Source organism: Mesorhizobium sanjuanii, assembly GCF_002529485.1.
GTDB lineage: Bacteria > Pseudomonadota > Alphaproteobacteria > Rhizobiales > Rhizobiaceae > Mesorhizobium > Mesorhizobium sanjuanii.
Genome location: NZ_NWQG01000043.1, coordinates 1 through 26,142 on the forward strand (window position 1 = coordinate 1; position 26,142 = coordinate 26,142).

General features: G+C 63.2%; 24 protein-coding genes and 1 pseudogene. 10 read left to right on the forward strand and 15 right to left on the reverse strand.

What is annotated here, in order from left to right; genetic code table 11:
- Positions 1-85: 85 nt before the first annotated feature.
- The 6 genes from CN311_RS07865 to CN311_RS07890 form a co-directional block, all read right to left on the reverse strand.
- A complete protein-coding gene (locus tag CN311_RS07865; protein ID WP_208866455.1) occupies positions 86-466 on the reverse strand; it encodes a thiol-disulfide oxidoreductase DCC family protein in 381 nt (126 codons plus the stop codon).
- A gap of 94 nt (positions 467-560) precedes the next feature.
- The gene (locus tag CN311_RS07870; RefSeq protein ID WP_097572763.1) at positions 561-1,196 is read right to left on the reverse strand and encodes a sulfotransferase family 2 domain-containing protein; all 636 of its coding nucleotides are present in this window, start codon (positions 1,194-1,196) and stop codon (positions 561-563) included.
- Positions 1,197-1,291: 95 nt separating this feature from the next.
- Positions 1,292-1,585, reverse strand: a complete 294-nt coding sequence (locus CN311_RS07875) for a GYD domain-containing protein (protein WP_097572841.1) — start codon at positions 1,583-1,585, stop codon at positions 1,292-1,294.
- Positions 1,586-1,800: 215 nt separating this feature from the next.
- On the reverse strand, positions 1,801-3,828 hold the full coding sequence (rpoD, locus tag CN311_RS07880; protein WP_097572764.1) for an RNA polymerase sigma factor RpoD: 2,028 nt from the start codon (positions 3,826-3,828) through the stop codon (positions 1,801-1,803).
- Positions 3,829-4,246: 418 nt separating this feature from the next.
- Positions 4,247-6,181, reverse strand: coding sequence for a DNA primase (dnaG, locus tag CN311_RS07885; RefSeq protein ID WP_097572842.1), 1,935 nt, complete (start codon positions 6,179-6,181; stop codon positions 4,247-4,249).
- 144 nt (positions 6,182-6,325) lie between these two features.
- On the reverse strand, positions 6,326-6,700 hold the full coding sequence (locus CN311_RS07890) for an RcnB family protein (RefSeq protein WP_097572765.1): 375 nt from the start codon (positions 6,698-6,700) through the stop codon (positions 6,326-6,328).
- Positions 6,701-7,087: 387 nt separating this feature from the next.
- On the opposite strand from CN311_RS07890, the gene CN311_RS07895 reads away from it, so the two are divergent.
- The 3 genes from CN311_RS07895 (at position 7,088) to CN311_RS07905 (ending at position 10,665) form a co-directional block, all read left to right on the forward strand.
- Positions 7,088-8,752 carry a Na/Pi cotransporter family protein gene (locus CN311_RS07895; RefSeq protein ID WP_097572766.1) on the forward strand — a complete coding sequence of 555 codons (1,665 nt, stop codon included), beginning with the start codon at positions 7,088-7,090 and terminating at the stop codon, positions 8,750-8,752.
- Between the two features lie 248 nt (positions 8,753-9,000).
- Positions 9,001-9,210 carry a DUF2061 domain-containing protein gene (locus CN311_RS07900; RefSeq protein ID WP_097572767.1) on the forward strand — a complete coding sequence of 70 codons (210 nt, stop codon included), beginning with the start codon at positions 9,001-9,003 and terminating at the stop codon, positions 9,208-9,210.
- Between the two features lie 273 nt (positions 9,211-9,483).
- On the forward strand, positions 9,484-10,665 hold the full coding sequence (locus tag CN311_RS07905) for an MFS transporter (RefSeq protein ID WP_097572768.1): 1,182 nt from the start codon (positions 9,484-9,486) through the stop codon (positions 10,663-10,665).
- A 27-nt stretch (positions 10,666-10,692) separates the two neighbouring features.
- Here the strand turns inward: CN311_RS07905 and CN311_RS07910 are convergent, their stop codons facing one another.
- A complete protein-coding gene (locus CN311_RS07910) occupies positions 10,693-11,586 on the reverse strand; it encodes a LysR family transcriptional regulator (protein WP_097572769.1) in 894 nt (297 codons plus the stop codon).
- Positions 11,587-11,699: 113 nt separating this feature from the next.
- On the opposite strand from CN311_RS07910, the gene CN311_RS07915 reads away from it, so the two are divergent.
- Positions 11,700-12,548: an SDR family oxidoreductase gene (locus tag CN311_RS07915; RefSeq protein ID WP_097572770.1), complete on the forward strand. Its 849-nt coding sequence runs from the start codon at positions 11,700-11,702 to the stop codon at positions 12,546-12,548.
- A 73-nt stretch (positions 12,549-12,621) separates the two neighbouring features.
- Here the strand turns inward: CN311_RS07915 and CN311_RS07920 are convergent, their stop codons facing one another.
- The gene (locus tag CN311_RS07920) at positions 12,622-14,799 is read right to left on the reverse strand and encodes a heavy metal translocating P-type ATPase (RefSeq protein ID WP_097572771.1); all 2,178 of its coding nucleotides are present in this window, start codon (positions 14,797-14,799) and stop codon (positions 12,622-12,624) included.
- 103 nt (positions 14,800-14,902) lie between these two features.
- Here CN311_RS07920 and CN311_RS07925 point away from each other — a divergent pair, with 103 nt between their 5' ends.
- Entirely contained in the window at positions 14,903-15,319 is a 417-nt protein-coding gene (locus CN311_RS07925) for a MerR family transcriptional regulator (RefSeq protein WP_097572772.1), read from the forward strand.
- Between the two features lie 106 nt (positions 15,320-15,425).
- On the opposite strand, the gene CN311_RS07930 is transcribed toward CN311_RS07925, so the two are convergent.
- Entirely contained in the window at positions 15,426-15,983 is a 558-nt protein-coding gene (locus tag CN311_RS07930) for a GNAT family N-acetyltransferase (RefSeq protein ID WP_097572773.1), read from the reverse strand.
- 46 nt (positions 15,984-16,029) lie between these two features.
- Positions 16,030-16,479 carry a GatB/YqeY domain-containing protein gene (locus CN311_RS07935; RefSeq protein ID WP_097572843.1) on the reverse strand — a complete coding sequence of 150 codons (450 nt, stop codon included), beginning with the start codon at positions 16,477-16,479 and terminating at the stop codon, positions 16,030-16,032.
- 288 nt (positions 16,480-16,767) lie between these two features.
- Between CN311_RS07935 and carA the strand changes: the two genes are divergently transcribed.
- On the forward strand, positions 16,768-17,973 hold the full coding sequence (carA, locus tag CN311_RS07940; RefSeq protein WP_165779630.1) for a glutamine-hydrolyzing carbamoyl-phosphate synthase small subunit: 1,206 nt from the start codon (positions 16,768-16,770) through the stop codon (positions 17,971-17,973).
- Positions 17,974-18,041: 68 nt separating this feature from the next.
- Here carA and CN311_RS07945 read toward each other — a convergent pair whose 3' ends face one another.
- The 4 genes from CN311_RS07945 to mntR form a co-directional block, all read right to left on the reverse strand.
- Positions 18,042-19,310 carry a TCR/Tet family MFS transporter gene (locus tag CN311_RS07945; protein ID WP_097572775.1) on the reverse strand — a complete coding sequence of 423 codons (1,269 nt, stop codon included), beginning with the start codon at positions 19,308-19,310 and terminating at the stop codon, positions 18,042-18,044.
- Positions 19,311-19,461: 151 nt separating this feature from the next.
- The gene (ypfJ, locus tag CN311_RS07950) at positions 19,462-20,394 is read right to left on the reverse strand and encodes a KPN_02809 family neutral zinc metallopeptidase (RefSeq protein WP_097572776.1); all 933 of its coding nucleotides are present in this window, start codon (positions 20,392-20,394) and stop codon (positions 19,462-19,464) included.
- Positions 20,395-20,575: 181 nt separating this feature from the next.
- On the reverse strand, positions 20,576-20,764 hold the full coding sequence (locus tag CN311_RS07955) for a hypothetical protein (protein WP_097572777.1): 189 nt from the start codon (positions 20,762-20,764) through the stop codon (positions 20,576-20,578).
- Between the two features lie 102 nt (positions 20,765-20,866).
- The gene (gene mntR / locus CN311_RS07960; protein ID WP_165779631.1) at positions 20,867-21,319 is read right to left on the reverse strand and encodes a manganese-binding transcriptional regulator MntR; all 453 of its coding nucleotides are present in this window, start codon (positions 21,317-21,319) and stop codon (positions 20,867-20,869) included.
- A 236-nt stretch (positions 21,320-21,555) separates the two neighbouring features.
- Here mntR and CN311_RS07965 point away from each other — a divergent pair, with 236 nt between their 5' ends.
- From CN311_RS07965 to CN311_RS07975, 3 genes and pseudogenes are all read left to right on the forward strand, one after another.
- The gene (locus CN311_RS07965; protein ID WP_097572779.1) at positions 21,556-22,923 is read left to right on the forward strand and encodes an Nramp family divalent metal transporter; all 1,368 of its coding nucleotides are present in this window, start codon (positions 21,556-21,558) and stop codon (positions 22,921-22,923) included.
- A 60-nt stretch (positions 22,924-22,983) separates the two neighbouring features.
- Positions 22,984-23,823 (forward strand): protein-L-isoaspartate O-methyltransferase family protein, encoded by an 840-nt coding sequence (locus tag CN311_RS07970; RefSeq protein WP_097572780.1) that lies wholly within the window; start codon positions 22,984-22,986, stop codon positions 23,821-23,823.
- A gap of 121 nt (positions 23,824-23,944) precedes the next feature.
- A pseudogene (locus CN311_RS07975) lies at positions 23,945-24,599 on the forward strand (dihydrofolate reductase family protein).
- A gap of 76 nt (positions 24,600-24,675) precedes the next feature.
- Here CN311_RS07975 and CN311_RS07980 read toward each other — a convergent pair.
- On the reverse strand, positions 24,676-25,470 hold the full coding sequence (locus CN311_RS07980; protein ID WP_097572781.1) for an SDR family NAD(P)-dependent oxidoreductase: 795 nt from the start codon (positions 25,468-25,470) through the stop codon (positions 24,676-24,678).
- A gap of 199 nt (positions 25,471-25,669) precedes the next feature.
- Here CN311_RS07980 and CN311_RS07985 point away from each other — a divergent pair, with 199 nt between their 5' ends.
- Entirely contained in the window at positions 25,670-26,122 is a 453-nt protein-coding gene (locus tag CN311_RS07985) for a MarR family winged helix-turn-helix transcriptional regulator (RefSeq protein WP_097572844.1), read from the forward strand.
- The last annotated feature ends 20 nt before the right edge of the window (positions 26,123-26,142 follow it).

The following is a 26,142-nucleotide window of genomic DNA, read 5'->3' on the forward strand; positions in this document are numbered from 1 at the left end:
CTTAATTAGAGAGCGACTTCGGCCAAGTCAAGATATATCTTACGATGTATCTAAAACGGTGCCAGCGGGATTGACTTGTCAAGCGCTACCAGCGGCCCTTGCGCCGGTTCCAGCCGTAGAGGAGATCGGCGAAGCGATCGTAAATAAAGCGCGTCAGCGGCAGCACTACAGGATTGCCGAACAGCGTTGCCAGCCAGCCCTCGCCCGGCGTGGCCCTCCAGACGGCAATCGCGACGTCGGCGCCGACCACCAGCCTGCCGTCGGCGTCGGTTGCGTGCAGCCGGCGGCGGATGTCCTCCAGCGACGCGCCGTAGCCGGCCAGTGCCCCGGGTTCGGCATTGATGTCGCGAAACGCGATGCGGCCGGCCTTGACCGCTTCGATCAGCCGCCGCTTCTGCCTGCCAATGCCGGCATCGCAGACCGGACAGCGGGTGTTGTACCAGATAGTCAGCAGTGGCTTCGGCATGTGTTTCAAAGCGACCTGGGAACCACCAGGACTATCCGCGAAACGCCGATGCCCAGCAACAGGTCCGCGACTGCGCCGGGATCGGGCGAAAAAATCAGAATGCGTAGCCGAAACGCTCGAAATCCCTGGAATAGAGCCTTTGGACGATGCTCCTGGCCTCGTCATCATAATGCGCGCGGTAGTCGAAAGGCGGATTGGCGTTCACCCGGGGAAGCTTTATCTCGCCAGGCAAGCCGAGCCTTTCCACCACCATATTGAACTCGTCAGTCAGCGTTTCGAAATGCAGGATCTCGTCGACGATGAGGTTGCCACGCCGGTCCGAAATCCAGCTCGTCTGATCCACGCGTGAAAACCGGTTCTTGCGTTCGAGATAGCGCAGGAACGTCTTGAAGTCCCAATTCTGTGCCTGGCGACGCCGATGGCGCGTGGTGCTTCTGCGCAAATGATAATAGTTGGAGACGGCCAGATCGAAAGGATTGCGCACCACGGCGAATTTGTAGGCGCCGTCATAGAGCGGATCGGGCAGCTTACGCCGCACCCAGTCCGCCTTGTCATGCTGTCTGAGCGCCGCCTTTTCCGGCGTCTCGCGAACCGGCAGATGCGACAAGAGGCGTCGCCACTGCGTCCGCTTCGGCTTCAGGCACCACGGCCTGAGCGCGCGCGTGATCGACGACCCGGCCGTCTTCGGGATGTGGATGAAAATGAAGTTCTTCTCGAGCGAGAGCAGCATTCCTCCTCAATATCTGCTGATCAGGCGCCGTCAAGCGGCGCCTGATCATCTGTGTAATGTGAACTCGCTGGATGGAATTTGAGCCGTGCAACGTCTCATCCGAGCGAAGCGATGATCTCGCGATAGGCAAATTCCGGGAAGGCCTTGAGCGTTCGCGTCTTCACGTTGCCGCCCGACGCCAGCATCAGCGCAAAGCGGGCGAGTACCGCGTCGTCCGGCGCCTCGACCACCGCCACCATGTCGCATTCGCCCATGGTGAGATAAAACGCCTTGAACGTGCCACCCATGTCTCCCAGGAGCTTTTTGGCGGCATCGAGCCGCTTCGGCGAGTCGCGCACATTTCTGGCGCCTTGTTCCGTCCAGTTGATCAGCACGATGTAAGTCGTCATGGCACACCTCCCTCCGGCGCCACGGAGCACGGCGGTCGGCCGTTCACGGCCTGCGCCGGGGCGGGCATCCGGGTTGTCGCCCAGAAATGCATCCGACACGGGAATTATCCTCCCGGCTGGCACGAGCCGCAAGCGGTTCGCGTAAGGGCATCCCTGCCGCGAACGAAAAAGGGCGCCATCGGCGCCCTCAATTCATGCATGGCCGGTTGCCTGCATCAGCTATCGAGGAAACTCCTGAGCTTGCGCGAACGGCTCGGATGCTTGAGCTTGCGCAGCGCCTTGGCTTCGATCTGGCGGATACGCTCGCGGGTGACCGAGAACTGCTGGCCGACTTCCTCCAGCGTGTGATCGGTGTTCATGCCGATGCCGAAGCGCATTCTGAGCACACGCTCCTCGCGCGGCGTCAGCGAGGCCAGCACGCGTGTGGTGGTCTCGCGCAGATTGGCCTGGATCGCCGCGTCGATCGGCAGGATCGCCATCTTGTCCTCGATGAAATCGCCGAGATGCGAATCCTCCTCGTCGCCGACCGGCGTTTCGAGCGAGATCGGCTCCTTGGCGATCTTCAGCACCTTGCGCACTTTTTCCAGCGGCATGGCGAGCTTTTCCGCCAGTTCCTCCGGTGTCGGCTCGCGGCCGATCTCGTGCAGCATCTGGCGCGAGGTGCGCACGATCTTGTTGATCGTCTCGATCATGTGCACCGGGATGCGGATGGTGCGCGCCTGATCGGCGATCGAGCGGGTGATTGCCTGCCGGATCCACCAGGTCGCGTAGGTCGAGAACTTGTAGCCGCGGCGGTATTCGAATTTGTCGACCGCCTTCATCAGGCCGATATTGCCTTCCTGAATCAGATCGAGGAATTGCAGACCGCGATTGGTGTATTTCTTGGCAATGGAAATGACGAGGCGCAGGTTTGCCTCCACCATTTCCTTCTTGGCGATTGCGGCTTCGCGCTCGCCCTTCTGCACCTGGTTGACGATCTTGCGGAATTCCAGGATCGAGATCGCCGTTTCGGTGGCGAGGTTCTGGATCTCGGCGCGCAGGTCGCGGATCGCGTCCTTCTCGTTCTTGGTGAATTCCTTCCAGCCGCGCGAGGTCAGATTGCCGATCGAGCGCGTCCAGTTGGGGTCGAGTTCCGAACCCTGATATTCCTTCAGGAACTCCTCGCGGCGCACGCCATAGCTTTCGGCGAGCCTCAGCAGCTTGCCCTCGTTCTGCACCAGACGCTTGTTGATGTCATAGAGCTGCTCGACCAGCGCCTCGATGCGCGCCGTGTTCAGGGACAGCGACTTGACCGCCTTGATGAGCTGGTCTTTCAGTTCCTTCAGCCGGCGGTCCTGGCTGGGCGACAAGGTGCCTGCGGCGGCCAGCCGGTTCTCGACCTGCTGGTCCTGCAACTTGCGTAACTTCTTGTAGGTGTCGGCAATGACGTCGAGCGTCTCCATCACCTGAGGACGCAGTTCGGCTTCCATCGCCGCCAGCGACAGGCTGGCCTCGTCCTCGTCGTCGTCGTCGTCATCAGTCAGGCCGCGTGTGTCGCCGCCGACATTGGTGATGTCGTCCTCGTCCTCGCGTGAGGCGCGGCGCGGCTTCTCCTCGACCTTGGGGGTTTCCTCGATGCGCTCGACCACGGGCGCCTGCTTGGCTTCAGGGCCGGCATAGGTCGCCTCGAGATCGATGATCTCGCGCAACAGGATCTTGGATTCGTTGAGCTCGTCGCGCCAGATGATAATCGCCTGGAAGGTCAGCGGGCTTTCGCACAGGCCCGCGATCATCGTCTCGCGGCCGGCCTCGATGCGCTTGGCAATCGCGATTTCGCCCTCGCGCGACAAAAGCTCGACCGAGCCCATCTCGCGCAGATACATGCGGACCGGATCGTCGGTGCGATCGGTCGGTTCCTTCTTGGTGGTGGTGGCGGCAACGGCCGTGCCGGTCTGCTCGGCCAGCTCGTTGGCGTCTTCCTCGGCGTCGGCAGTCGCGTCGGCGGCTTCGGGCTCCTCGCCCTGCTCGTCGTCCTCGACCACGTTGATGCCCATGTCGGAGAGCATCGCCATCGTGTCCTCGATCTGCTCGGAAGTCACTTCCTCCGAGGGCAGCACCGAATTCAGTTCGTCCATGGTGACGTAGCCGCGCTTCTTGGCGGCCTTGATCATCTTCTTGACAGCATCATCGGAAAGGTCGAGCAGAGGCCCATCGGTGGCGCCTTCACGTTCGGTCTCGACCTCTTCCTTTTCCTTTGTCGCCATTCTTTATCGTCTCCAAGCGGCTGCGTATCTAAGCCGCGTAAGCTGCCGGGCCGGTCAAATCGGATGCGCTCGCTTCAAACGCACTTCGCCGGGCCAGTAACCGCATCAAGTCTTTGTTTTTAAGCATGCCGTACCCCAAAACCGGTTTCCACTTTTGGGCTTCATGCATTAAGTCCAGATTAACCCTGATATCTGTGGCAGGCTGGCGGCCTGTCCAGTGACCAGTACCTAACATCGCTCAATTCCCGTCGACGCCGGGCACGGGTTAACGTTTCGAATCGTCCTGATTCCGCCATTCTGCAAGAAGGTCAAGCGCCTCTCGCATGATTCGCATGAAAAAAGCGAATCAATTACCCGACTTAGAGGCGTCGATTCGACGCGCCGCCCATTTCCACTTCATTCCTTGCGCAGGTTTTGCCTATGCGCGTCCAGCCCTGCCCGAGGACACGCCAAACCCTTCGATTAGCGCTTCCGTTGCTTGTACATCGTTGAATTGCGCCTGAATCTCGAGCAGATGCCGGAAGTTTTCGTCCGAGGGATCCTGATCGAGCGCTGCCTGCGCCTGTTTCAGCTCTCTATGTAAGGTGCGCGCGCTGCGCTGCAAGTGCAGTGCCTGGTTGAAGGCGTCGCGAGCATCGTCAAGTCCCGCGCTTTCCAGCGCCGGCCATTGCCGCGCGCGCTTGATCAGAGCCACCGCTCGATCCCAGATATCGCCGCAGCCGGCCCGCTCGATTGTCGCGATGACCGCATTGCGGTCGTCGGCCATGTCATGCGCCATCGCATCGAGGATTGCCGCGTGCAGCCGCCTCAGCTCGGTGTTGGCCAGATCGAGAAATTCAACATGCGCGAAATTCTCGTCGATCAGCGCCGGGTGGTTGATCAGCGCCACGATGATCGTCGCCTCGCGCACCGACATGCCTCCACTGCCGCGCTTGACAAGTGCCGATTGACCGAGGCTTTCGGTGATCGCAATGCGGCCGCCGCCGCCCTTGGCAAACTGTCCGCCCGGCGCCGCCGCCTTGCCCTGGCCAGGTCGGCCGTCCTGGCGACCTGGCCGGGGACCACGCTGAGCCCCGAAAAAGCTCAGCACCCGCTCGCGCATTTCCTGTTGGTAGTGATAGCGCAGGCTTTCGTCGCGGATACGGCCGGTCAGCTCGCGCAGCGTCTTTTCGAGCTCCGCCCGACGCTCCGGCGTGTCGAAGACGCCGCCTGCCGTCTCGCGCATCCACAACAGGTCTACCAGCGGCCGAGCCTCGGCCAGTACGGCACGGAACGCGTCCGGGCCTTCGGCCTTGACCAGATCGTCGGGATCCTTGCCTTCGGGCAACAGCGCAAAGCGCGCCGAACGGCCGGCCTGAACTGCCGGCAGCACCATGTCGGCGGCCCGCCATGCCGCCTTCAGCCCGGCCTTGTCGCCGTCGAAGCACAGCATCGGCTCGGGCGCCATGCGCCACAGAAGTTCCAGCTGGTTTTCGGTGAGCGCGGTGCCGAGCGGCGCCACGGCATTTTCGAAGCCGGCCTGCGCCAACGCGATGACATCCATATAGCCTTCGACGGCGATGACCGTGCCGCCTTTGGCCAGCGCTTTGCGGGCGCGGGCGAAATTGTAGAGCACATTGCCCTTGTGGAAGAGCTCGGTGTCAGGCGAGTTCATGTATTTGGCCAGCGCATCCGGCGCCAGCGCGCGTCCGCCGAAGGCGATGATCTTGCCTCTGGAATCGGGGATCGGAAACATGATGCGGTCGCGGAACCAGTCGTAGGAGACCGGAATGTCGTCGCCATGGCGCACCAACCCGCAGGCCTCGATATCGGCCTTTGGCACGCCCTTGGCGGCAAGGTGCTCCTTGAGCGCATTGCGGCTGTCCGGCGCATAACCGAGGCGGAACGATTGCTGCGTCGCCGGCGTCAGCCCGCGCTCGCGCAGATACGCACGGGCCTTGGCGCCCTCCGGCCCCTGCAGCCGCTCCTGGAAGAAGACCGTCGCCATCTCCATGACATCGGTCAGGCTGGCGCGCTCCTTCTCGCGCCGCTCTTCCTGGGCATCGCGCACCGGCATCGGCACACCGGCCATGTCGGCGATCTTCTCGACCGCTTCGGGAAAGCTCATCCCATCAAGTTCGGTGAGGAACTTGAAATGATCGCCCGAGACCGAACAGCCGAAGCAGTGATAGCGGCCCTTCTTGTCCTCGCAATGGAAGGACGGGCTCTTCTCGCCATGGAAGGGACAGCACGCCCAATAATCACCGCGCGGCGCGTTGGTCTTCTTCCTGTCCCACGCGACGCGCTGGCCGATGACCGATGAAATCGGCACGCGGTCGCGTATCTCGTCGAGAAAGGCGGGCGGAAAGCGCATGGGCTCCATATAATCATGCCGGCGAAGCCCGACGACTCCTATTGCCGGCCATACCCGTTTTTCACAGGGCAAAAAGAAAGGCGGCCATCGAGGGCCGCCTTTCCTTCATCGTCCCGGCGAACCGCCGGTCAAACGCTGCAATGGTTATTGTGCGGCGATGGCGCCGAAAATGATGCCGGAGACAATGCTGACCAGCACGTAGTCGTTGCCGACGCGGATCCACTCCTGCCCGCGGCCGGGACGATGCAGGCCATAGCGGCCATAGTCGCGGATCGGCTGATGACGCTTCCAGCTGGAATATTTCTGTCCGTTGCGCCAATGGCTCCTCTTCACGACGACCACCTTCTTCTTCACCACGACGCGCTTCCTGACGTCGACGTGCTTGCCGGGCTTCTTCCAGTCGACCTGGCTGTAATTCGACTGCGGTGTAAGAGGCGCATTGAGCGGAGCTGCCTGGCCGGTCAGGGATGTGGCGGCCAGCATCGAGAGGGCGACTGCGGAAAGAATGATGCGTTTCATGGTGGGTACTCCTGGGTTGTCGATGCCCAAGGAGTAGCGCCCGAAGGATGAACCGAAACTGAATAGGCAGATTACGTTTTTGTAATGATTTCCTATATTTACATCTTCTAATTCAACACTCTCATCAAAGCGGATCTGAATCTCTGGCCAGTACCTGATTAAGTAGCCCGCGCAGGGCGGCAGGCGATGCAACCATTTTGTCATCCATCCATTTCCGACACGCCCTGTCGCGCGCCGGCCGCCGCCCGAATCGGGCAAAATTTATTACCCGGCTAAGCGCAATCAGAGTAATGTCGACCCTTGCAATGTCCATGATTCAACCCCTCTTGCGCCCGTTGCCATCACGATGCCCGTGCTATTGACGCCTGCCGGATTGCCGAGATCGCCATGAGCGGCTCCGTCGTCCTCTTGCATCTTGCCGGCGCGGTGGCGCTGATGCTGTTTGCCACCCGCATGGTGAAGACCGGCGTCGAGCGCGCCTATGGCGATGTGCTGCGCCACAGGCTGCGCGCCACCATGCGCAATCCCTTCATGGCGGTCCTCGCCGGCTGCGGCCTGTCGATCGCTTTGCAAAGCTCCACCGCCGTCACCTTGCTGGTCGGCTCCTTCGCAGGCGCCGGCATCGTCAGCGGCATGTCGGGCCAGTTGGCCGTGCGCGGCGCCGAGATCGGCTCGGCGCTGGTGGTCAAGCTGCTCACCTTTGACCTCACGCTGCTGGTGCCGGTCTGCCTTGTCGCCGGCACGATCATGTTCATGGCCACCGAGCGGCGCGACTGGCGCCAGTTCGGTCGCATCCTGGTCGGTATCGGCCTGCTCGTCCTGTCGCTGGAAATGATCGGCCAGGCGTCGGAGCCGCTGCGCCAGAGCACGCTGATGCCGGTCATCGTCAACTACTTCTCCGGCGACCCGGTCACCGCCTATCTGCTGGCCGCACTGGTCACCTGGCTGTTCCATTCCTCGATCGCCGCAGTTCTGCTGATGGTCACCCTTGCCGGCCGTGGCTTCATCCCGCCAGAACTCGGCATCGTGCTGGTGCTCGGCGTCAATCTCGGCTCATCGATCATCGCGCCGCTGCTCACCCGCAATGCGGAGCCAGGCGTGCGCGTCGTGCCGATCGGCAACCTCCTGATGCGCGGCATGGGCTCGCTGGTCATGCTCATCCTGTTCCTGTCGTTCAAGCCGCCGGTCGCCTTTCTCGGCACCACCGTGCCCGACCAGATCGTCAACGCCCACATCATGTTCAATGTGCTGATCCTGCTTGCCGGCCTGCCGCTGGCCGGGCTGGTCTACCGCGCCTCCGAGAAGATCGTCGCGCTTGGCACCAGGCCAGCGCCGCCCGAGTCGCTCGAAATCATCGAGCTGTCGGCGCTCAATGAAAGTGCCCTCGACACGCCGAGCCAGGCGCTGGCCAACGCCACCCGCGAGGTGGTGCGGGTCTGCGAGACGGTCGAGATCATGCTGAAACGCATCATCGAGCTCTACGAGAGCGCCGACGCCGGCAAGATCAAGGCGCTGGCCGCGCTCGATGACCGCGTCGACAAGAAACACGCGGCGATCAAGCTCTATCTCGCCAAGGTCACCAAGAACCCGCTCTCCGAGGACGAGGCGCTGCGTTGCCAGGAGCTGATCGGCGCCTGCGTCAAGCTCGAGCAGGTCGGCGACATCATCGTGCGCAACATGCTGGTGCATGTCAGGAAAAAGCTCGAGCGCGGGCTGGAATTCACGCCCGAAGGCTGGCGCGAGCTCTCCGCCTTCCATGCCTCGGTGCTTGCCAATGCGCGGCTCGCCTTCAACGTGCTGGTGTCGCGCGACGCCGAGACCGCGCGCCAGCTCGTGCTCGAAAAGGACCGGCTGCGCGACCGCGAGAAGGAGACGAGCGCCAGCCATTTCGTGCGGCTGCGCGACGGCAGCGCCAAGAGCGTCGAGACCAGTTCCATCCATCTCGACACGATCCGCGACTTGAAACAGATCAACTCGCTGCTCGCCTCGATGGCCTATCCCGTGCTGGAAGAACGCGGCCTGCTCGGCGGCTCGCGGCTGAAGGCCGGTTAATGCATGTCGCCCAAAAGTGCGCAGCGGTTTTGGCAAAACGACATGCATAAACAAAGACTTGAGCGCGTCGCCTGAATCCGTTTCGGCGCGCCGCGCTTAAGGCCCGCCTGCAAGCCGAAAATTGCTGCTGGGAGCATCGGCTTGGAACCAGCTTCTACCCTTCGCACCAAAACAGGAAAATTAGTCTTTGCTCATCCTTAGGTGTCTCGGCTAAGGATCGCCCGGTCTACTGGGAGGATAATCAGCCGATGGATACCCATTCGCGCAGCTTCGCCAAGGCGCTTTCCTGGCGCGTTACCGGCACCATCGACACGATAATCATTTCGCTCGTCGTGACCGGAAGCATCAAGCTCGCCGCGGCCATCGGCCTGACCGAAGTCGTCACCAAGTCACTGCTCTATTACCTTCACGAGCGGGCGTGGCTGAAAATCCCTTACGGGAGAAAGACCCCGGTCTAATGCATGTCGCGCAAAAGCATGCCCTCGGGCTTGAACCGAGGGTGTGCAGCGGTTTTGCGGTAACGACATGCATAAAAACAAGAAACAAGCGCGTCGCATGAGGCCGGTCGAACGCGGCGCGCTTGCCTTTTTTGCTTGGCCATTTTTTGGCACCGCAACCGGCCGGATCGAACCCAGTCAAGAAAGCCTAAAGTAGCCTCGACAATTTCTGCATTGCCCGCGGCGCCTATCCGTGATTTGAGGCCAACTCATTTCAGGATCGCTTTTCGCGTCATGCTGCCCCTCTTCGCTCTGTTCTTTGCCGCCTTCGCCTTCGGCACCACCGAATTCGTCATCGCCGGCGTGCTGCCACAGGTGGCGCAAGGACTTGACGTTTCGGTTCCGACCGCCGGCTATCTCGTCTCCGGCTATGCCGGCGGTATCGCCATCGGCGGCCCGCTATTGGCCCTTGCCACCAACGGCATTTCCCGCAAGGCCTTGCTGCTCGGCCTCGCCATCGCCTTCACCATCGGCCAGGCCGCCTGCGCGCTGGCGCCCGACTTTTCATCCATGCTGCTTTTGCGCATTGCCGTGGCAGTGGCGCATGGCGCCTATTTCGGCGTCGCCATGGTGGTCGCGGTTGGCCTTGTGCCGAAGGACAAGCGCGGCATGGCCGTGGCGGTCATCCTGTCCGGTCTCACCGTCTCCAACGTCATCGGTGTGCCGGCCGGCACGGCGATCGGCAGTCTCTGGGGCTGGCGCGCCACCTTCTGGGTGATGTGCGCACTGGGCGTGGTGGCGACCTTGGCCATGGTGGCGCTTCTGCCGCGCACGACAGGTGCATCGAACCGACCGGCCGGGTTTGCCCGCGAGGTGCGCGTGCTGGCCCGCCAGCAGGTTTGGACCTCGCTGATCCTCATGCTGATGCTGATGATCGGCCAGTTCACCCTGTTCACCTACATCACGCCGACATTGCTTGAGGTCACCGGCCTCGACGAGAGCCTTGTGCCCTGGGTGCTGCTGCTCAACGGCGTTGGCGCCACAATTGGCGTCTTCCTCGGCGGCAAGCTTGCCGACTGGAAGCTGATGCCATCGCTGATCACCATGCTTTTCCTGCAGGCGGCCACGCTTGCCATCATCTACGCCGTCAGCCCCTATCCCGTGCCGATGATCGTCTCGATCGTCATCTGGGGTGGCCTCAGCTTCGCCATCGGCACGCCGATCCAGACCCGTATCCTGACCTGGACAGCGGACGCCTCTAACCTTGCCTCCTCGCTGATCCCGTCCGGCTTCAACGTCGGGATCGCGCTGGCCGCATCCCTAGGAGCCGCCATGCTCAATGCCGGCTACGGCTACCGCAGCCTGCCGGTGGCCGGCGCGATCGCCATGCTGGTCGCCGTGGCGGTCGCGGTCGCTTCGCATGTTTCGGAATGGCGCAGCAAGGCCGCGCCGCCGCTGCCGGCCGCAGCCGAATAGACGACAGCGCCCGCGCGGATAGCTCGTTCAGCCTGTCTCTTTCAGCACATCGATAAAGGCGCGCAGGGCCGGCGGCACGAGCCGATGACCGGGATAGTAGAGGAACAGGCCGGGAATGGGCGGGCACCAATCGTCCAGCACGGTGACGAGCGTTCCCCGCTCAATGCAGGATTGGGCAGACCTGTCGGAGATGTAAGCGATTCCCAAGCCATCGACCGCTGCCTCGGCCATCAGTTCCATATGATCGAGAGTGAGCATGCCGGGGACATCGATCGAGATTTCCTGGCCATGTTTCTCGAACTCCCAACGATAGGGCTTGCCGCTCGGCAGGCGGAATCGGATGCAGCTGTGATCCTTCAGGTCGTCCGGCACTCTCGGAACCTGGCGGGTGGCGAGATAGGCCGGCGACGCGACGGCAATGAAGCGCGTCTCGCCGCCGAAGCGTACCGCGACCATGTCTTGCGGCATGGCCTCGCCAAGGCGGATGCCAGCGTCAAAGCCTTCGGCAACGATATCGACCAACCTCCCCTCGGTGACGAGATCGAGCGAAACCTGTGGGAAGCGTCTGAGAAAAACCGGCAGCGTGGATTTGAGCAGCAGCCTTGCTGCGATCTCGCTGGTATTGATCCGTAGCGTGCCTGCCGGCAGGTTGCGGAAATTGTCCACCTCCGCAAGGGCCGCGTCTATGTCCCGCAGCAGCGGTTCCAGGCGCGAGACGAGCCGTTCGCCGGCCTCTGTCGGCGCCACGCTGCGCGTGGTGCGATTGAGCAGGCGCACGCCCATGTCCCGCTCCAACGCCCGCATCATGTGGCTTAGCGTTGAAGGCGAGAGGCCAAGACCGTCCGCCGCCTTGCGGAAGCTGCGATGAGAGACAATTGCGACAAGTGCGGTCAGTTCGCGAAGGTCGGCTCCGTCATTCATGGGGAATTTTCACCAACTCATGCAAGATTGATCGGATAGTATCATGAATTGGAAGGGATATCTTGTGCGGAGATAGCCGCGATCACGCGGCTCGGCGAGCAAGGACTTCTCCCATGACCAATATTTCCCCCACGACCAAGACATGGTTCATCACTGGTACCTCCTCCGGCTTCGGCCGGCTGCTGACGGAAAAACTTTTGGCCCGCGGCGACCGCGTAGCCGCAACTGTGCGCAAATCTGAAGCACTTGCCGACCTGAAGGCCGATCATGGCGATCGCCTTTGGATTGCTTCCCTTGACGTTACCGACACCGAAGCCATGCGGCGGACGATCGACAAGGCTTTTCATGATCTCGGCCGCATCGACGTCATTGTCAGCAATGCCGGCTATGGCCTGTTCGGCGCGGCGGAAGAACTGGCTGACGACCAGATCCGCCACTTGATCGATACCAACCTCATCGGCTCGATCCAGCTCATTCGCGCCGCACTCCCGCATCTGAGGAAACAGGGCGGCGGCCGGATCCTGCAAATCTCCTCGGAAGGCGGACAGATGGCTTATCCCGGTTTCAGCCTCTATCACGCCACCAAATGGGGCATCGAAGGCTTTGTCGAATCCGTTCGGCAGGAGGTCGCGCCGTTTGGCATCGCCTTCACCATCGTCGAGCCCGGACCGACGCGGACAAACTTTGCCGCCGGCCTGGTTGGCGCCGAGCCTACGGACGCCTATGCGAACACGCCGGTCGGTGATCTGCGCCGGGCTTTTGCCGCAGGCTCCTTCGAGGTGAACGGCGATGCGCAGAAGATGGTCGGGGCGATGATCGCCTCCGTAGGGCAAGATTCCGCCCCCAGGCGGTTGACGTTCGGCGCCGGCGCCTACGCTTCGATCAGCAACGCGCTCCAGAGCAGGCTCGCCGAACTCGAAGGCCAAAGGGATGTTGCATTGTCGATGGATTTCGATGGCTGACGGATCAGATCGGGCCGGTTTTCCAACCTTGCGACGGCTCGAATGGCCGGATTGAAGCGGCCGAAAGGCCGCATCACCCGCGCCAGCGCAGCAGGCGCATGGCGTTGGCGGTGACCAGCACGGTGGCGCCGGTATCGGCGAGGATCGCCGGCCACAGGCCGGTGATGCCGGCAATCGTGGTGACCAGGAAAACCGCTTTCAGCCCGAGCGCCACGCCGATGTTCTGGTGAATATTGGCCATCACCGCCCGCGACAGGCGCACCATGCGCGCGACGTCCATGACCCGGCCATGCAGGATCGCCGCGTCGGCCGTCTCCAGCGCCACATCCGTGCCGCCGCCCATGGCGATGCCGATATCGGCGGCGGCGAGCGCCGGCGCGTCGTTGATGCCGTCGCCGACCTTGGCCACCTTCAGCCCCTGGCGCTGCAGCTCGCCGACGATGCGCTGCTTGTCCTGCGGCAGGAGTTCCGCCCGCGCATCGATGCCCAGCGAAGTGGCGATCGCCTCGGCGGTGCGGCGGTTGTCGCCGGTCAGCATGACCGCGCGGATGCGCAGCGCCTTCAGCGCGGCGATGCCTTCTGCCGCATCCGGCCTTGGCTCGTCACGCATGGCGATCAGTCCGGCCACAGCGCCATTGGCCAAGAGCACCGAGACGGTCTTGCCCTCGCCGTTAAGGCTGTCGATCGCGAGGCGCTGTGCTTCACTCAGCGTCGCCCGTTCGGTCGCCGCCTGGCCCGAGCCGAGGAAGGCGGCAACGCCACCAACGCTGCCTTCGACGCCCTTGCCCGAAATCGCCCTCGCCGCTAATGCCGGCGGCATCGGCGCCTTGTCGGCCTTTGCCCGGTCAAGGATCGCCATGGCGAGCGGGTGGCTGGAGCCCTGCTCGAGCGCCGCCGCCAGCGCCAGCACGGCGCGTTCGTCGCGGCCAAATGCCAGCACGTCGGTAACCACAGGCTTGCCCTCGGTCAGCGTTCCCGTCTTGTCGAAGGCGACGGCTGTTATGTCGCGAAACCCCTCCAACACCGCGCCGCCTTTCATCAACAGGCCGCGCCGCGCGCCCGTCGCCAGGCCGGCGGCGATCGCTGCCGGCGTTGAGACGACCAGCGCGCAAGGGCAGCCGATCAGCAGGATCGCCAGGCCCTTGTAGATCCATTGGTTCCAGTCGCCGCCGGCAAGCAGCGGCGGCAGCACCGCGACCAGCACCCCGGCCGCCAGCACCGCCGGAGTATAATAGCGCGAGAAACGGTCGATGAAGCGCTCGGTCGGCGCCTTGGCTTCCTGCGCCTCCTCCACCAGCCGCACCACCCGGGCGATGGTGTTGTCCGACGCGGCAGCGGTGACCCGCACCTTGAGCACGCCGTCGGTGCTGATTGTGCCGGCGAAGACCGGTTCGAAAATCCCCTTGCGCTTCGGCATGCTTTCGCCGGTCACCGGCGCCTCGTCGATATCGCTCGCACCCTCGACGATCTCGCCGTCGGCCGGGATACGGTCGCCCGGCCGCACCACGATCACGTCGCCGACCGCAAGCCTTTCCGCGGCAACCTCGACCGTGCCGCCCGCCCGCTCGACCAGCGCCACCTTCGGCACCAGGTCGGCAAGCCCCTGGATGCTCGCCCGCGCGCGGCCGGCCGCCAGGCCTTCCAGCATTTCGCCGATCAGGAACAGCACCACCACGGCAGCGGCTTCCTCAGTGGCGCCGATCATCACGGCACCGGCAGCCGCGATCGTCATCAGCATCTCGATCGAGAACGGCGTGCCGGCCAGCGCCGCCATCAGCGCGCGGCGGGCGATCGGCACCAGGCCGACCAGCAGCGCGGCCAGGAAGAGCCCGCGCTCGGCCGCCGGCAACAGATGGCCGATGCCGTAGGCCGCCAAGAGTGCCGCCGCGCAGGCCAGCGTCAGCACGGCGCGACGCGAGCGCCACCACGCCTGCCCCGGGCCGGCATCGCCGTGGAGATGCGAAGCCTCGGCTGATTGCACCTTGCCTGCCGGTGCGTGCCTATCGCTCCCGGCGTCGGCCCTGACGATGCCATAGCCCAGCCGCGCCACCTGCTGCAGCACCTTGTCTTCCAGCAGCGCGTCACCGTGGCTGACCGTCATGCTGGCGCCGGTCACCGAGACCGAAACATCGGCGACACCGTCGAGACGGCGCACCGCCGTATCGATCTTGGCCGCACAGGAGGCGCAGTCCATGCCGCCGATCCTGAACCGCGTCTGCCTGAACCCTGCCTGCTTGAGAGGAGCCGTCATTCCATCACCTGCCTGTCTCGCCTGCGATCTGCCCGCGGCTCTTGAACCTCGATATCAGACACTGTAATTCCTCTAGTCACTAGAGCTTCAAGAGGAACAGCTGATGTTTTCGATCGGGGATCTTTCTCGCCGCACCGGGGTCAAGGTGCCCACCATCCGCTACTACGAGCAGATGGGCCTGGTTGCCGCGCCCGAGCGTTCGGAAGGCAACCAGCGCCGCTATTCCAGGCAGGAGCTGGAACGGCTGGCCTTCATCCGCCATGCCCGCGATCTCGGCTTTGCCGTCGAGGACATCCGCGCGCTGATCGAACTCAGCGGCCATCCCGAACAGCCCTGCGGTCACGCCGACAGGATAGCCGAGGAGCAATTGCTTTCGGTGCGGGAAAAGATCGCCCAGTTGAGGCGGCTGGAGACCGAGCTCGAACGCATCGCTTCCTGCTGTGGCGGCAAGACGGTCGGCGACTGCTACGTTATCCGCGCGCTGTCCGACCACGCGCTGTGCGCGGACGAACACGGCTGACCTTCGATCCGAAAAGATAAAGACTTAACAACAGACTGGGGAACTGTCCGGAATCAATCCATCAAGCTGTCGGCCGACCCGCATTGCGCGAAGGCGGCCGCCAGCCCTACAGATCAATCCGGAACCGCAGGCTTTCCGCGCCGCCATAGGCGGCATCCCTAGAGAAGCGGCCGACCAGCTTTCCGCCATTGGCTGTTATCACCTTGTGCGACGCCGGATTGCCCGGCTTGGCGGTGATCTCCACGAAGGGCAGACCGACCGCCCTCGCCTCGGCGAGCATCAGCCACAGCGCTTCGGTGGCATAGCCGCGCCGCCGCTTCCACGGCATCACGGCATAGCAGATATGGCCGAGTACATGCGGCGGCAGCGCGGCGGTGCCGTGCTGCCAGCGAAAGCCGATGGAGCCGGCAGCCTCGCCGTCCCAGATCCAGCGCCGGAAGCCCGGCAGCCGCGGCACGTTCGTACCGTCTGGCAAGGTAATCGGCGGACCCTTCGCCAGGGGATCGTCGAGGCTGGCCAGGAAGGCCGCCGGATCCTCTTCGATGGCCGCGAGTTGTTCGCGCGTTGCTTCCTCAAGCCGCACATTGTCGGGCGACCAGCCACGCTCCAGCGCTGCCTTGTAGGACGAAAGATGCTCGAGCGCCGGTTTGACGATTTCGACCATGAGCCATGCTCCGCTGCCCGACCCACAAGGGGCGGCGCAAAGAACCCTACTGCAGTAGGCCCTTGACGATGCCGCTGGCCTTGCCGAAGTCCATCTGGCCGGCATATTTCTGCTTCAGCGCCGAAATCACCTTGCCCATGTCCTTCTGGCTGGCCGCACCCGTGGCGGTGATCGCCTCGCGGGCCGCGGCCGTTATGGCGGCATCATCCAGTTGCGTCGGCAGGAAGCCGCGGATGATTTCCATCTCGCCGCGCTCCTGCGCGGCCAGTTCCGGCCGCTTGCCGTCTTCGAAAGCCTTGGCCGATTCCTCGCGCTGCTTCACCATCTTGGCCAGTATCTGCAGGATCTCCTCGTCGCTGGCCGGCTCCTTGCCGGCGCCGCGATTGGCGATGTCTCGGTCGTGGATGGCGGCCTGGATCAGCCGCAGCGTCGGCAGCCGGTGCTTGTCCTGCGCCTTCATCGCGCTCTTCAGGGATTCGGCGATTTTTGCGCGCATCATGCTTTCTCCTTCGAACGCGGCGGAACATAGCCCCGCCGAAAGCACAAGGCAAATTTCAGCCTGATCCGGCAAATCACTGATATTGTTGGCCGAAATAAATTGCAGCCGTTCGGCGGCGGCAACATTGACCGCTTTGGCCGCTTCCCATATGTACTGGGCCTTGCATGAGACAATGAGTTGACGCGCGGAGGCTCGAGAAATCGCCGATGCGTGTCGTTTGCTGCGCGAATTGGTCGACGGGCCAGTTGAAGCACGCAGCCTGACAGGAGTGCCGCCATGGCAACGATGACCGCTGCTACCCCCGCTTGGGCCACCGAAAAGCCGACCGCCTTGCTGGTCCTGGCCGACGGCACCGTCATCGAGGGCCGCGGCCTTGGCGCCACCGGGTCGGCCGTCGCCGAGGTCTGCTTCAACACCGCGCTGACAGGCTACCAGGAGATCCTCACCGACCCCTCCTATGCCGGCCAGATCGTCACCTTCACCTTCCCGCATATCGGCAATATCGGCACCAATGACGAGGACATCGAAGACCTCAATCCGGCCGCCCGCGCCGGCGCCGTCGGCGCCGTCTTCAAGGCCGACGTCACCAATCCCTCCAGCTATCGCGCCGCGGCCGGTCTCGACCAGTGGCTGAAGAAGCGCGGCATCGTGGCGCTGTCGGGCATCGATACCCGCGCGCTAACCGCGCTGATCCGCGAAAAGGGCATGCCCAACGCCGTCATCGCACATGCGCCCGACGGCGCCTTTGACCTCGACGATTTGAAACGCCGCGCCGCCGCGTGGTCCGGCCTGATCGGGCTCGATCTGGCCAAGGAAGTAACGTCGGGCCAGTCATCGGTCTGGCGCGAGACGCCCTGGGTCTGGAACGAGGGCTTTGGCGAACAGGCCGAACCTTCGATGCATGTCGTCGCCATAGACTACGGCGTCAAGCGCAACATATTGCGCCTGCTTGCCGGTCTCGGCGCCAAGGTCACCGTGGTGCCGGCCAAGACCGGCGCCGAGGAGATCATGGCCATGCAACCGGACGGCATCTTTCTGTCGAATGGCCCCGGCGATCCGGAAGCCACCGGCGATTATGCCGTGCCGGTTATCCAGGATCTGTTGAAGACCGACATCCCGCTGTTCGGCATCTGCCTTGGCCACCAGATGCTGGCGCTGGCGCTGGGCGGCAGCACCCAGAAGATGCATCAGGGCCATCATGGCGCCAACCATCCGGTCAAGGACCACACCACGGGCAAGGTCGAGATCGTCTCGATGAACCACGGCTTTGCCGTCGATGCCGACTCGCTGCCCGAAGGCGTCGAGGAAACCCATGTCTCGCTGTTCGACGGCTCGAACTGCGGCATCGCGCTGACCGGCCGGCCCGTGTTTTCGGTCCAGCATCACCCGGAAGCCTCGCCCGGCCCGCAGGATTCGCACTATCTGTTCCGCCGCTTCGTCAACCTGATCCGTGAGAGGCGCGGCGAGCAATTGTTGGCAGAGCGCGCCTAAAAGCCTCACGCAAAGTGCATACCGGTATACCGTCTGCAATTGCGTAAAACGGATTCAACAGGCGAGGATCAAATCCTGTCGGTCGCCGCTTCCTGCGCATGCATGCGCTCGGCTTCCTTGGACGTCGGCTTGGCTACTTTCGTCACAAAAACGATGAACGCCAGCGTCATGAAGATCGCGCCGAGCAGATAGGGCGCGCCGCCGAAGGTCACCGGCGCATTCGGCCCCGTGAACCAGGAAAAGATTGCCGTATAAAGCAGCGGCGTGATGATCGAGGTGATCGAGAAGATCGACGTCATCGCGCCCTGGAGTTCGCCTTGCGCCGAAGGCGGCACCTTGGCGGCGGCGAGGCTCCTGAGCGGCGGATCGGCCAACGCTTCGAGGCATCCGGCGACGATCACCGCATAGATCATCCAGCCTTGCCAGGCGAAGGCGTAGCCAAACGCGCTGAGCGCGGTAAATGCAAGACCGATGGCCGCCGTCTTCCATTCGCCAAGCCTGGGGATCACGCGCGGCAGGACGGTCGCCATGACGATCGCTCCGCACAGTCCGAAGACGCCGAGCGAGAAGCCGATCTGCTGCTCGCTCCAGCCATAGCGGTAATTGGAGACGAACGACCAGACCGCCGGATACATCATGTGCCCAAGCGTCATCAGGAAGAAGGCAAGACCGATCCAGCCTATGCCTTGGTAGTTGCGCATCTGGAGGAGCGTGCCGACCGGGTTCGCGCGTTTCCACTCGAAGCGGCGACGATGCTTGTCATCAAGCGTTTCCGGCAGGAAAAACAGGGCGATCAGGAAGTTCACGAAGGCAAGCCCGGCGGCGAAATAGAACGGCACGCGCGGCCCGAACGTGCCGAGCAGCCCGCCCAGCACCGGCCCGATGACGAAGCCGACACCGAAGGCGATGCCGAGCAAGCCGAAATTCTTCGCCCGGTTCTCGTCGTTCGAGATATCGGCGATGAATGCGGATGTCGTGGAATAGCTGGCGCCGGAAATGCCGGCCAGCACGCGCCCGATGAACAGCATCGGATAGGACCAGGCGATGGCGCAGATCAGATTATCGATGGAGAAGGTGATCACGGAGGCGAGCAGGATCGGCCGCCGTCCGAACCGGTCGCTCAACCCACCCATGATGGGTGCGAAAACGAACTGCATCGCCGCATAGGCGAACAACAGCCAGCCACCTTCGATCGCCGCTTCGCTAACGCCGACGCCGGTCAGTTCCCTGAGATAGGCCGGCAGCACCGGCATGATCATGCCGAAGCCGATGATGTCGAGCAGCAGCGTGGTGAAAACGAGCGCGAGGCCTCGCCTGGCGGTTTTGGGGTCGATCATGATGATTTCTCTCGGGCCGCCCAAGGCGAAGGCGGAGGCACCTTATAGTTGAGTGCGTCGCCTGGAACAATAAGGGAACAAGCAGGATGTTTCCATCCTGACATCCCCTGACTGCAATGTTGCCGTCAAATCAGCGAGAGAAGCCGGCGCTTCAGATCGGATTGTTGAACGTATCGCAATCGGAAAGCTTGCCGCTCTTGTAACCGCGCGCCAGCCAGGTCTGGCGCTGCTGCGAGGTGCCATGGTTGAAGCTCTCCGGCACGACGTAGCCTTGCATCTTCTTTTGCATCGTGTCGTCGCCGATCTGCTGGGCGGCGTTCAGCGCCTCCTGAATGTCGCCCTGTTCAAGAAGACCTTTCTGGGCGGTGAAATGCGCCCACACGCCGGCGAAGCAGTCGGCCTGTAGCTCGACTCGCACCGACATCTGGTTGGATTCGGCCTCGCCCATCTGCTGGCGCATCTGGTTGAACTTGGGCAGGATGCCGGTGAGATTCTGGACATGATGGCCGACCTCATGCGCGATCACATAGGCCTGCGCGAAATCGCCCGAAGCGCCGAATTGCCGGTCGAGCTGCTGGAAGAAGGTGGTGTCGAGATAGACCTTGTGGTCGCCGGGGCAGTAGAACGGACCGGCCGCCGAAGAGGCGAAGCCGCAGGCCGAGCGGATCTGCCCGCTGAACAGGACCAGCTTTGGATCCTCATACGTCAGGCCCTCGGCCTGGAAAATGCCGGTCCAGGTGTCCTCGGTCTCGGCCAGCACCGTCGATACGAACTGCTTCATCTCGTCGGAGGCCGGCGCGCCGGTGCCACCGCCCTGGGTGCCGCTATTGTCGGTGATCTGGCCACCGCCGCCCGGTACCAGGCCGCCGCCGCCGTTCAGAATCTGCAGGGGATTGATCCCGAAGACGCCCCACGCGATCAGTGCAATCACCCCCAGGATGATAATGCTGGACAGCGACATGCGGCCGCCGCCGGCACTGCCGCCGATCGGGATACGGAACTGGCCGGGACGGCCGAAGCCACCGCCGCCCTGGCCGCGCTGATCCTCGACATTGTCACTCTGACGACGACCCTTCCAGAGCATGGCAAATCCTTATGACGCACGTTTCCGGTTCATCGGGCGGTGATCAAGCCCAATCCGATCAGACAATAATTATCCCAACGATGGTCCCAAGTCACAGCATTTCTCACGTTGGAAACATGCGACGGGCCACGCCCTCCGAAAGCCAACTCGGGACTAGCTGATCGTTCTGGGAGCGGCCCGTTCAGCTCTTTTGCTTGGCCCCGGCGCTCTTGCCGTCAGAGCTTTTCGACCGCTCCTCGAAACGCGCGGCACCTTTCTTCAGCGGGCGGCCGGTTTCCGCTTCCGTCTTGCGCTCGTCCTTCGCAGCGGCCTGCCTCAATCCCTTGGCGGCCTGCTTGCCCTTCGCGGTCGGTGCCTGTTCAACGCCCATGATATCCTCCTCGCCTCGCGACAATCGCGCGGCACGATATCAAACGCACCGGCGATGCAGCGGTTCCGGTGGATCAACGGTCTGGAATGGCGAAATCCCGTATCAGCGCGCCGCGATCATCGCCTTGCGGAACGCTTCAAGCGTCTCGGCGCTGACATGGTGCTCGATGCCCTCGGCGTCGATGCGCGCCGTCTCGGCGCTGACGCCGAGCGAGCGCAGGAAGGCTTCCACCGTCTGATGGCGAATACGGCTCTCTTCCGCAACCTTGCGGCCGGCCTCTGTCAGGAACACGCCACGGTAAGGTTTCCTCGAAACCAGCCCGTCGGCGCACAGCCGCGTCAGCATTTTGGCGACCGTCGGCTGGGCAACGCCGAGCCGCGCCGCGATGTCGACCTGCCGCGCCTCGTTGCCGTCCTCGATCAGGTCGGCGATAAGCTCGACATAGTCCTCGACCAGCGCGCTGCGCCGCGCTTCGCGCGTCTGCCGGAATCCTTCCGAATGGATTTCGGCGTCGGGCAACGGTTCGCGCGGGACTGGTTTCTTCTTCAGCGCCAATATGCGCTCCTCCTCGACTGTCGGCGGATAAGCCGGCATTGCACATTCATAGCATGGGCTTCCCTTGTCCTGGCCGTTTATTTGCATTCCAAGGCAGGCGCAACCGGCGTCTGCGGTTATCTGGGCGTTGATCGAGCACATCACAAAAGCATGATCAATGAAATATAGCATATTGCATAATGTTGAGCCGCGACATAGATAGAACCGCAAGCCATCCATTCAAGCGGAAAGCCTCCATGTCAGACGCCGAAGCCACATCAGCACCCCGATCCATGTGGCGGTTTGCCCGGCCGGAAGAAGACGAGCAACCCAGCTTGCGCGAGGTCAACGCCTCGATCGCGGTGCCGCAGACTGGCACCTGGTTCCGTCGCCTGTTCGCCTTCATGGGGCCGGGCTACATGGTTTCGGTCGGCTATATGGATCCCGGCAACTGGGCGACCGACCTCGCCGGCGGCGCCCAGTTCGGCTACACGCTGCTCTTCATCATCATGCTGTCGAACCTGATGGCGATCCTGCTGCAGGCGCTCGCCGCCAGGCTCGGCATCGCCACCGGCCGCGATCTCGCCCAGGCTTGCCGCGCCTATTACCCCCGCCCGGTCAATTTGATGCTGTGGATCGCCTGCGAGCTGGCCATCATTGCCTGCGACCTGGCCGAAGTCATCGGCACGGCGATCGCCTTGCAGCTGCTGTTCGGAATTCCGCTGATCGGCGGCGCAGTCCTGACCGCCCTCGACGCCTTTCTCGTGCTGCTGCTGATGAACAGGGGCTTCCGCTACCTCGAGGCCTTTATCGTTGCGCTTTTGATCATCATTTTCGGCTGTTTCGCCATCCAGATCTTCGCCGCCGCTCCGCCGGTCGGCTCGATACTGCATTCGATGTTCGTGCCGTCGTCCGAAATCGTCACCAACCCGGCAATGCTCTACATCGCCATCGGCATCATCGGCGCCACGGTGATGCCGCATAATCTCTATCTGCACTCCTCGATCGTGCAGACCCGCGCCTATGAGCGCACCGACAAGGGCAAGCGCGACGCCATCAAATGGGCAACGACGGACTCGACCATTGCCCTGATCCTGGCGCTGTTCGTCAACGCCTCGATCCTCATCGTATCGGCCGTGGCCTTCCATGGCACCGGCCATCAGGACGTCGCCGAGATCGGCCAGGCCTTCGAACTCCTGTCGCCGCTGCTTGGCCTCGGCATCGCCTCGATCCTGTTTGCCGTGGCGCTGCTTGCCTCCGGCCTGAACTCGACGGTGACGGCGACACTTGCCGGGCAGATCGTGATGGAAGGCTTTCTTCGCCTGCGCATCCCGCAATGGGCGCGCCGCCTGCTGACGCGTGGCATCGCCATCATACCGGTCGTGGTCGTCACAGCGCTCTACGGCGAGAAGGGGACCGGTCAGCTCCTGGTCTTCAGCCAGGTGATCCTGTCGATGCAGCTCCCCTTCGCAGTGATCCCGCTGGTGCAGTTTGTGTCGGACAAGAAGAAGATGGGCACGTTCGCCATTCCACGCTCCGTCGCCGCACTTGCCTGGGTGGTCGCCGGCGTCATCCTGGTGCTCAACTTCAAGCTGCTCTACGACACCGTCGCCGGCATCGGCTGAAAGTTCTCTCTGCCAAGGCGGCCGCGACAAATCGGCAATCCGCGCTATGTTGCCAAAGCCATGACGCAGATTGCCGAAGTTCGAAAATTCTACGCGCGGCTGCTGGCCGCCCGTGCCGGTTCGGCCGATCCACGCCTTGAAGCGGTTTTCACCGAGGTGCCGCGCGAAGCCTTTCTTGGCCCCGGACCGTGGACGGTCGTCGCCGGCAACAGCACGCTTGAAACGCCGAGCGCCGATCCGGTCCATATCTACCAGAATGTGCTGGTCGCGCTCGACACCGCCAAGGGCATCAACAATGGCGAACCGGTCCTGCACGCCATGTGGATCGGCAAGGTGGCGCCAAAACCCGGCGAAACCGTCACCCATATCGGTGCCGGCACCGGCTACTACACAGCGCTGCTGGCGCGGCTGGTGTCGCCGGGCGCCGTCACCGCCTTCGAACTGGAGGCCGATCTTGCCGACCGCGCCAGACAGAATCTCGAACCCTATGGCAATGTGACCGTCATCCAAGGCGACGCGGTGACCGGCAGCCTGCCGCCGTCCGACATCATCTATGTCAATGCCGGCGTCGTGGCGCCGCCGGCCGCCTGGCTGAAGGCGCTGAAGCCGGGTGGCCGCATGGTCTTTCCCTGGCGCCCGGCCGAGCGCGTCGGCCTGGCGGTCATGGTGACCCGCGCGGAAGGAGGCTTTGCCTGCGACCCCTTCATGCGGTCATGGTTCATCCCTTGCGTCGGCGCCTCGCTCGCAGGCCCGGAGGCGAAAATCCCTGACCGCGACAAGGCCGCGCGCATTCGCTCGATCTGGTTGACCGCCGACAAGGCGCCGGACCGCACCGCCATCGCCGTCATCGGCGACGTCTGGTTCTCGACGAAAGACATTCGCGGCCGACTGGCAAGCTGAAGTCATCGGGGCCGGACGGGCTAAGGCGCAAGAAATTTCGCCGGCCTTGTCGGATGAACGCTTGCTCACCCGTCCTTTGACCGAAATCTGACGGCATGGACAATCAGAAAGGAGAACACCCATGAGGAAGATCATCGCCTCGACATTCGTCAGCCTCGACGGCGTCATGCAGGCGCCCGGCGGACCGGAGGAAGACCCAGTCGGCGGTTTCGAGTTCGGCGGCTGGACGTTCCACTACTGGGACGATGTGATGGGCGCCGCGATGGATGAGACGTTCTCGAAACCCTTCGCGCTGCTGCTCGGCCGCAGGACCTATGACATCTTCGCCGCCTACTGGCCCCTATCAGAAGAACGGCCTGATCGCCGACAGTTTCAACGCCGCCACCAAATATGTGGCGACGCACAGGCCGGGGACGCTCACCTGGCAAAACAGCCAGTCGCTTAGCGACGATGTCGTGGCCACGCTGCGCCAGCTCAAGCAGGAAGCTGGCCCGGACCTGCTCATCCAGGGGTCAAGCGAGCTGATCCAGACTTTGCTCGCCAACGGCCTGATCGACGAGATCACCTTGCTGATCTTCCCGCTTGTGCTGGGCAAGGGTAAGCGGCTGTTCGATGACAACGCGCTGCCGGCCGCCTTCCAGCTCACCAAGTCGCTGGCTTCAAGCACTGGCGTCATCATGGCGCGCTATGAACGCGACGGTAAGATCAAGACCGGATCTTTCGCGACGGAGGAGCCTTCCGAGGCTGAGATCGAACGGCGCAAGAACTGGAAGTAGCACAACTTGGGTTCCTCGCTCCCGCCTCTGGCGGGGCGAGGAACCCAAGTCCTGCAGGGCAGGCGCTATCCTACCCTCAAGCCGCGTAGCGCGCCGCAGGCTTGTCGGCGTGCAGGCTGCCGTAAAAACCCTGTCGGGCGCTAAGGAACGCGTCCAGCTTGGCCGCATCGGCGAGTCCCGGCGCGGTAACGGTTTCGCCTCTGGCAAGCCCGACAAGCGCGGCATCCACCAGATCGTCGGCCGTCATGACAATCTCCTTTGGCAGCTTGTCGATATCGCTTCCGGCAAGTTCCCAGAAATCGGTGCGCGTCGCGCCCGGCAGCACGACCTGCGCCTTCACCCCGGTGTCGGCAACTTCGCGCTGCAAGGCCTCGGTGAAGTTGACGACATAGGCCTTGGTGCCGCTGTAGATGCCGCCGAACGACGTGTCGAAGGCGAGCACCGAAGCGATGTTGACGATGGCGCCACGCTTGCGAGCGATCAGCCCCGGCAGAACGGCGCGCGTCAGCCGCGTCAAGGCGACGATATTGACCTTGATCATGCGCTCGGCGAGGTCGGCGTCGGCTGTCGCCACCACTTGCGCTCCGCCGATGCCGGCATTGTTGACCAGCAGCGTGACGCTCTCGTCGGCCGATATCGCCTTCTCGACACGGCGGATATCGTTGTCGTCGGCGAGGTCGGCGCTGATGACGCTGACCTTGCTTTTGTAGGCATAGCGCAGCTTCTCCGCCAGCTCCTCGAGCCGGTCGGCACGGCGCGCCACCAGCACGAGATCATAGCCCTGCCCTGCCAGCCTGTCCGCATAGACTGCACCGATGCCCGAGGAAGCGCCGGTGACCACCGCCGTGCCCTTGTTGTTTTGATTGCTCATTGTCCTGATCCTTCTGTTTTTGACCTTGGCTATAAGTGCGGCGGGCAATGCCCTGCCTGTCTCAAGCCGCCAGATTCCATTTAGTGGTATATGCCACTTTCTTTGAAATAGGTATATGCCACTATCTTGTCAATCGGACTGTCGAAGATTATTTCAGGGCGGAATGAGCGAACGCCGTTCGCTTCCAAGGAAGCACGCCATGACCCAAGCCGCCCTGCCCGGCCTGACCCTTTGCAACAACGCCTCGCTGCGTCGAGCGACACGAAAGCTCGGCCAGTTCTATGACGATATGATTGCCCCTTCCGGCCTGAAGGCGACGCAGCAGGGCCTGCTCTACCAGATCCATATCGGCGGCGAGCCGGCGATGGGTGCGATTGCCGAGGCGCTGATCATGGACCTGTCCGCGCTTGGCCATACGCTGAAACCGCTGATCCGCGACGGCTATGTCGAGACTTTCGCCGACAAGGACGACCGCCGCGTCAAGCGCGTGCGGCTGACGCCGCAAGGCCTGGTCAAGCTCGATGAGGCCATGAAATTATGGAGCCTCGCCCAGCAGCGTTTCGAGGCGATGGTCGGCAAGGACGAGGCGGCAAGGCTGCGCGCGGCGCTGGATGACATCGCCGCGCTGGATTTCAATGCGCCGCCGGCCTGAACCGCCGGCCGGCGGCGCGA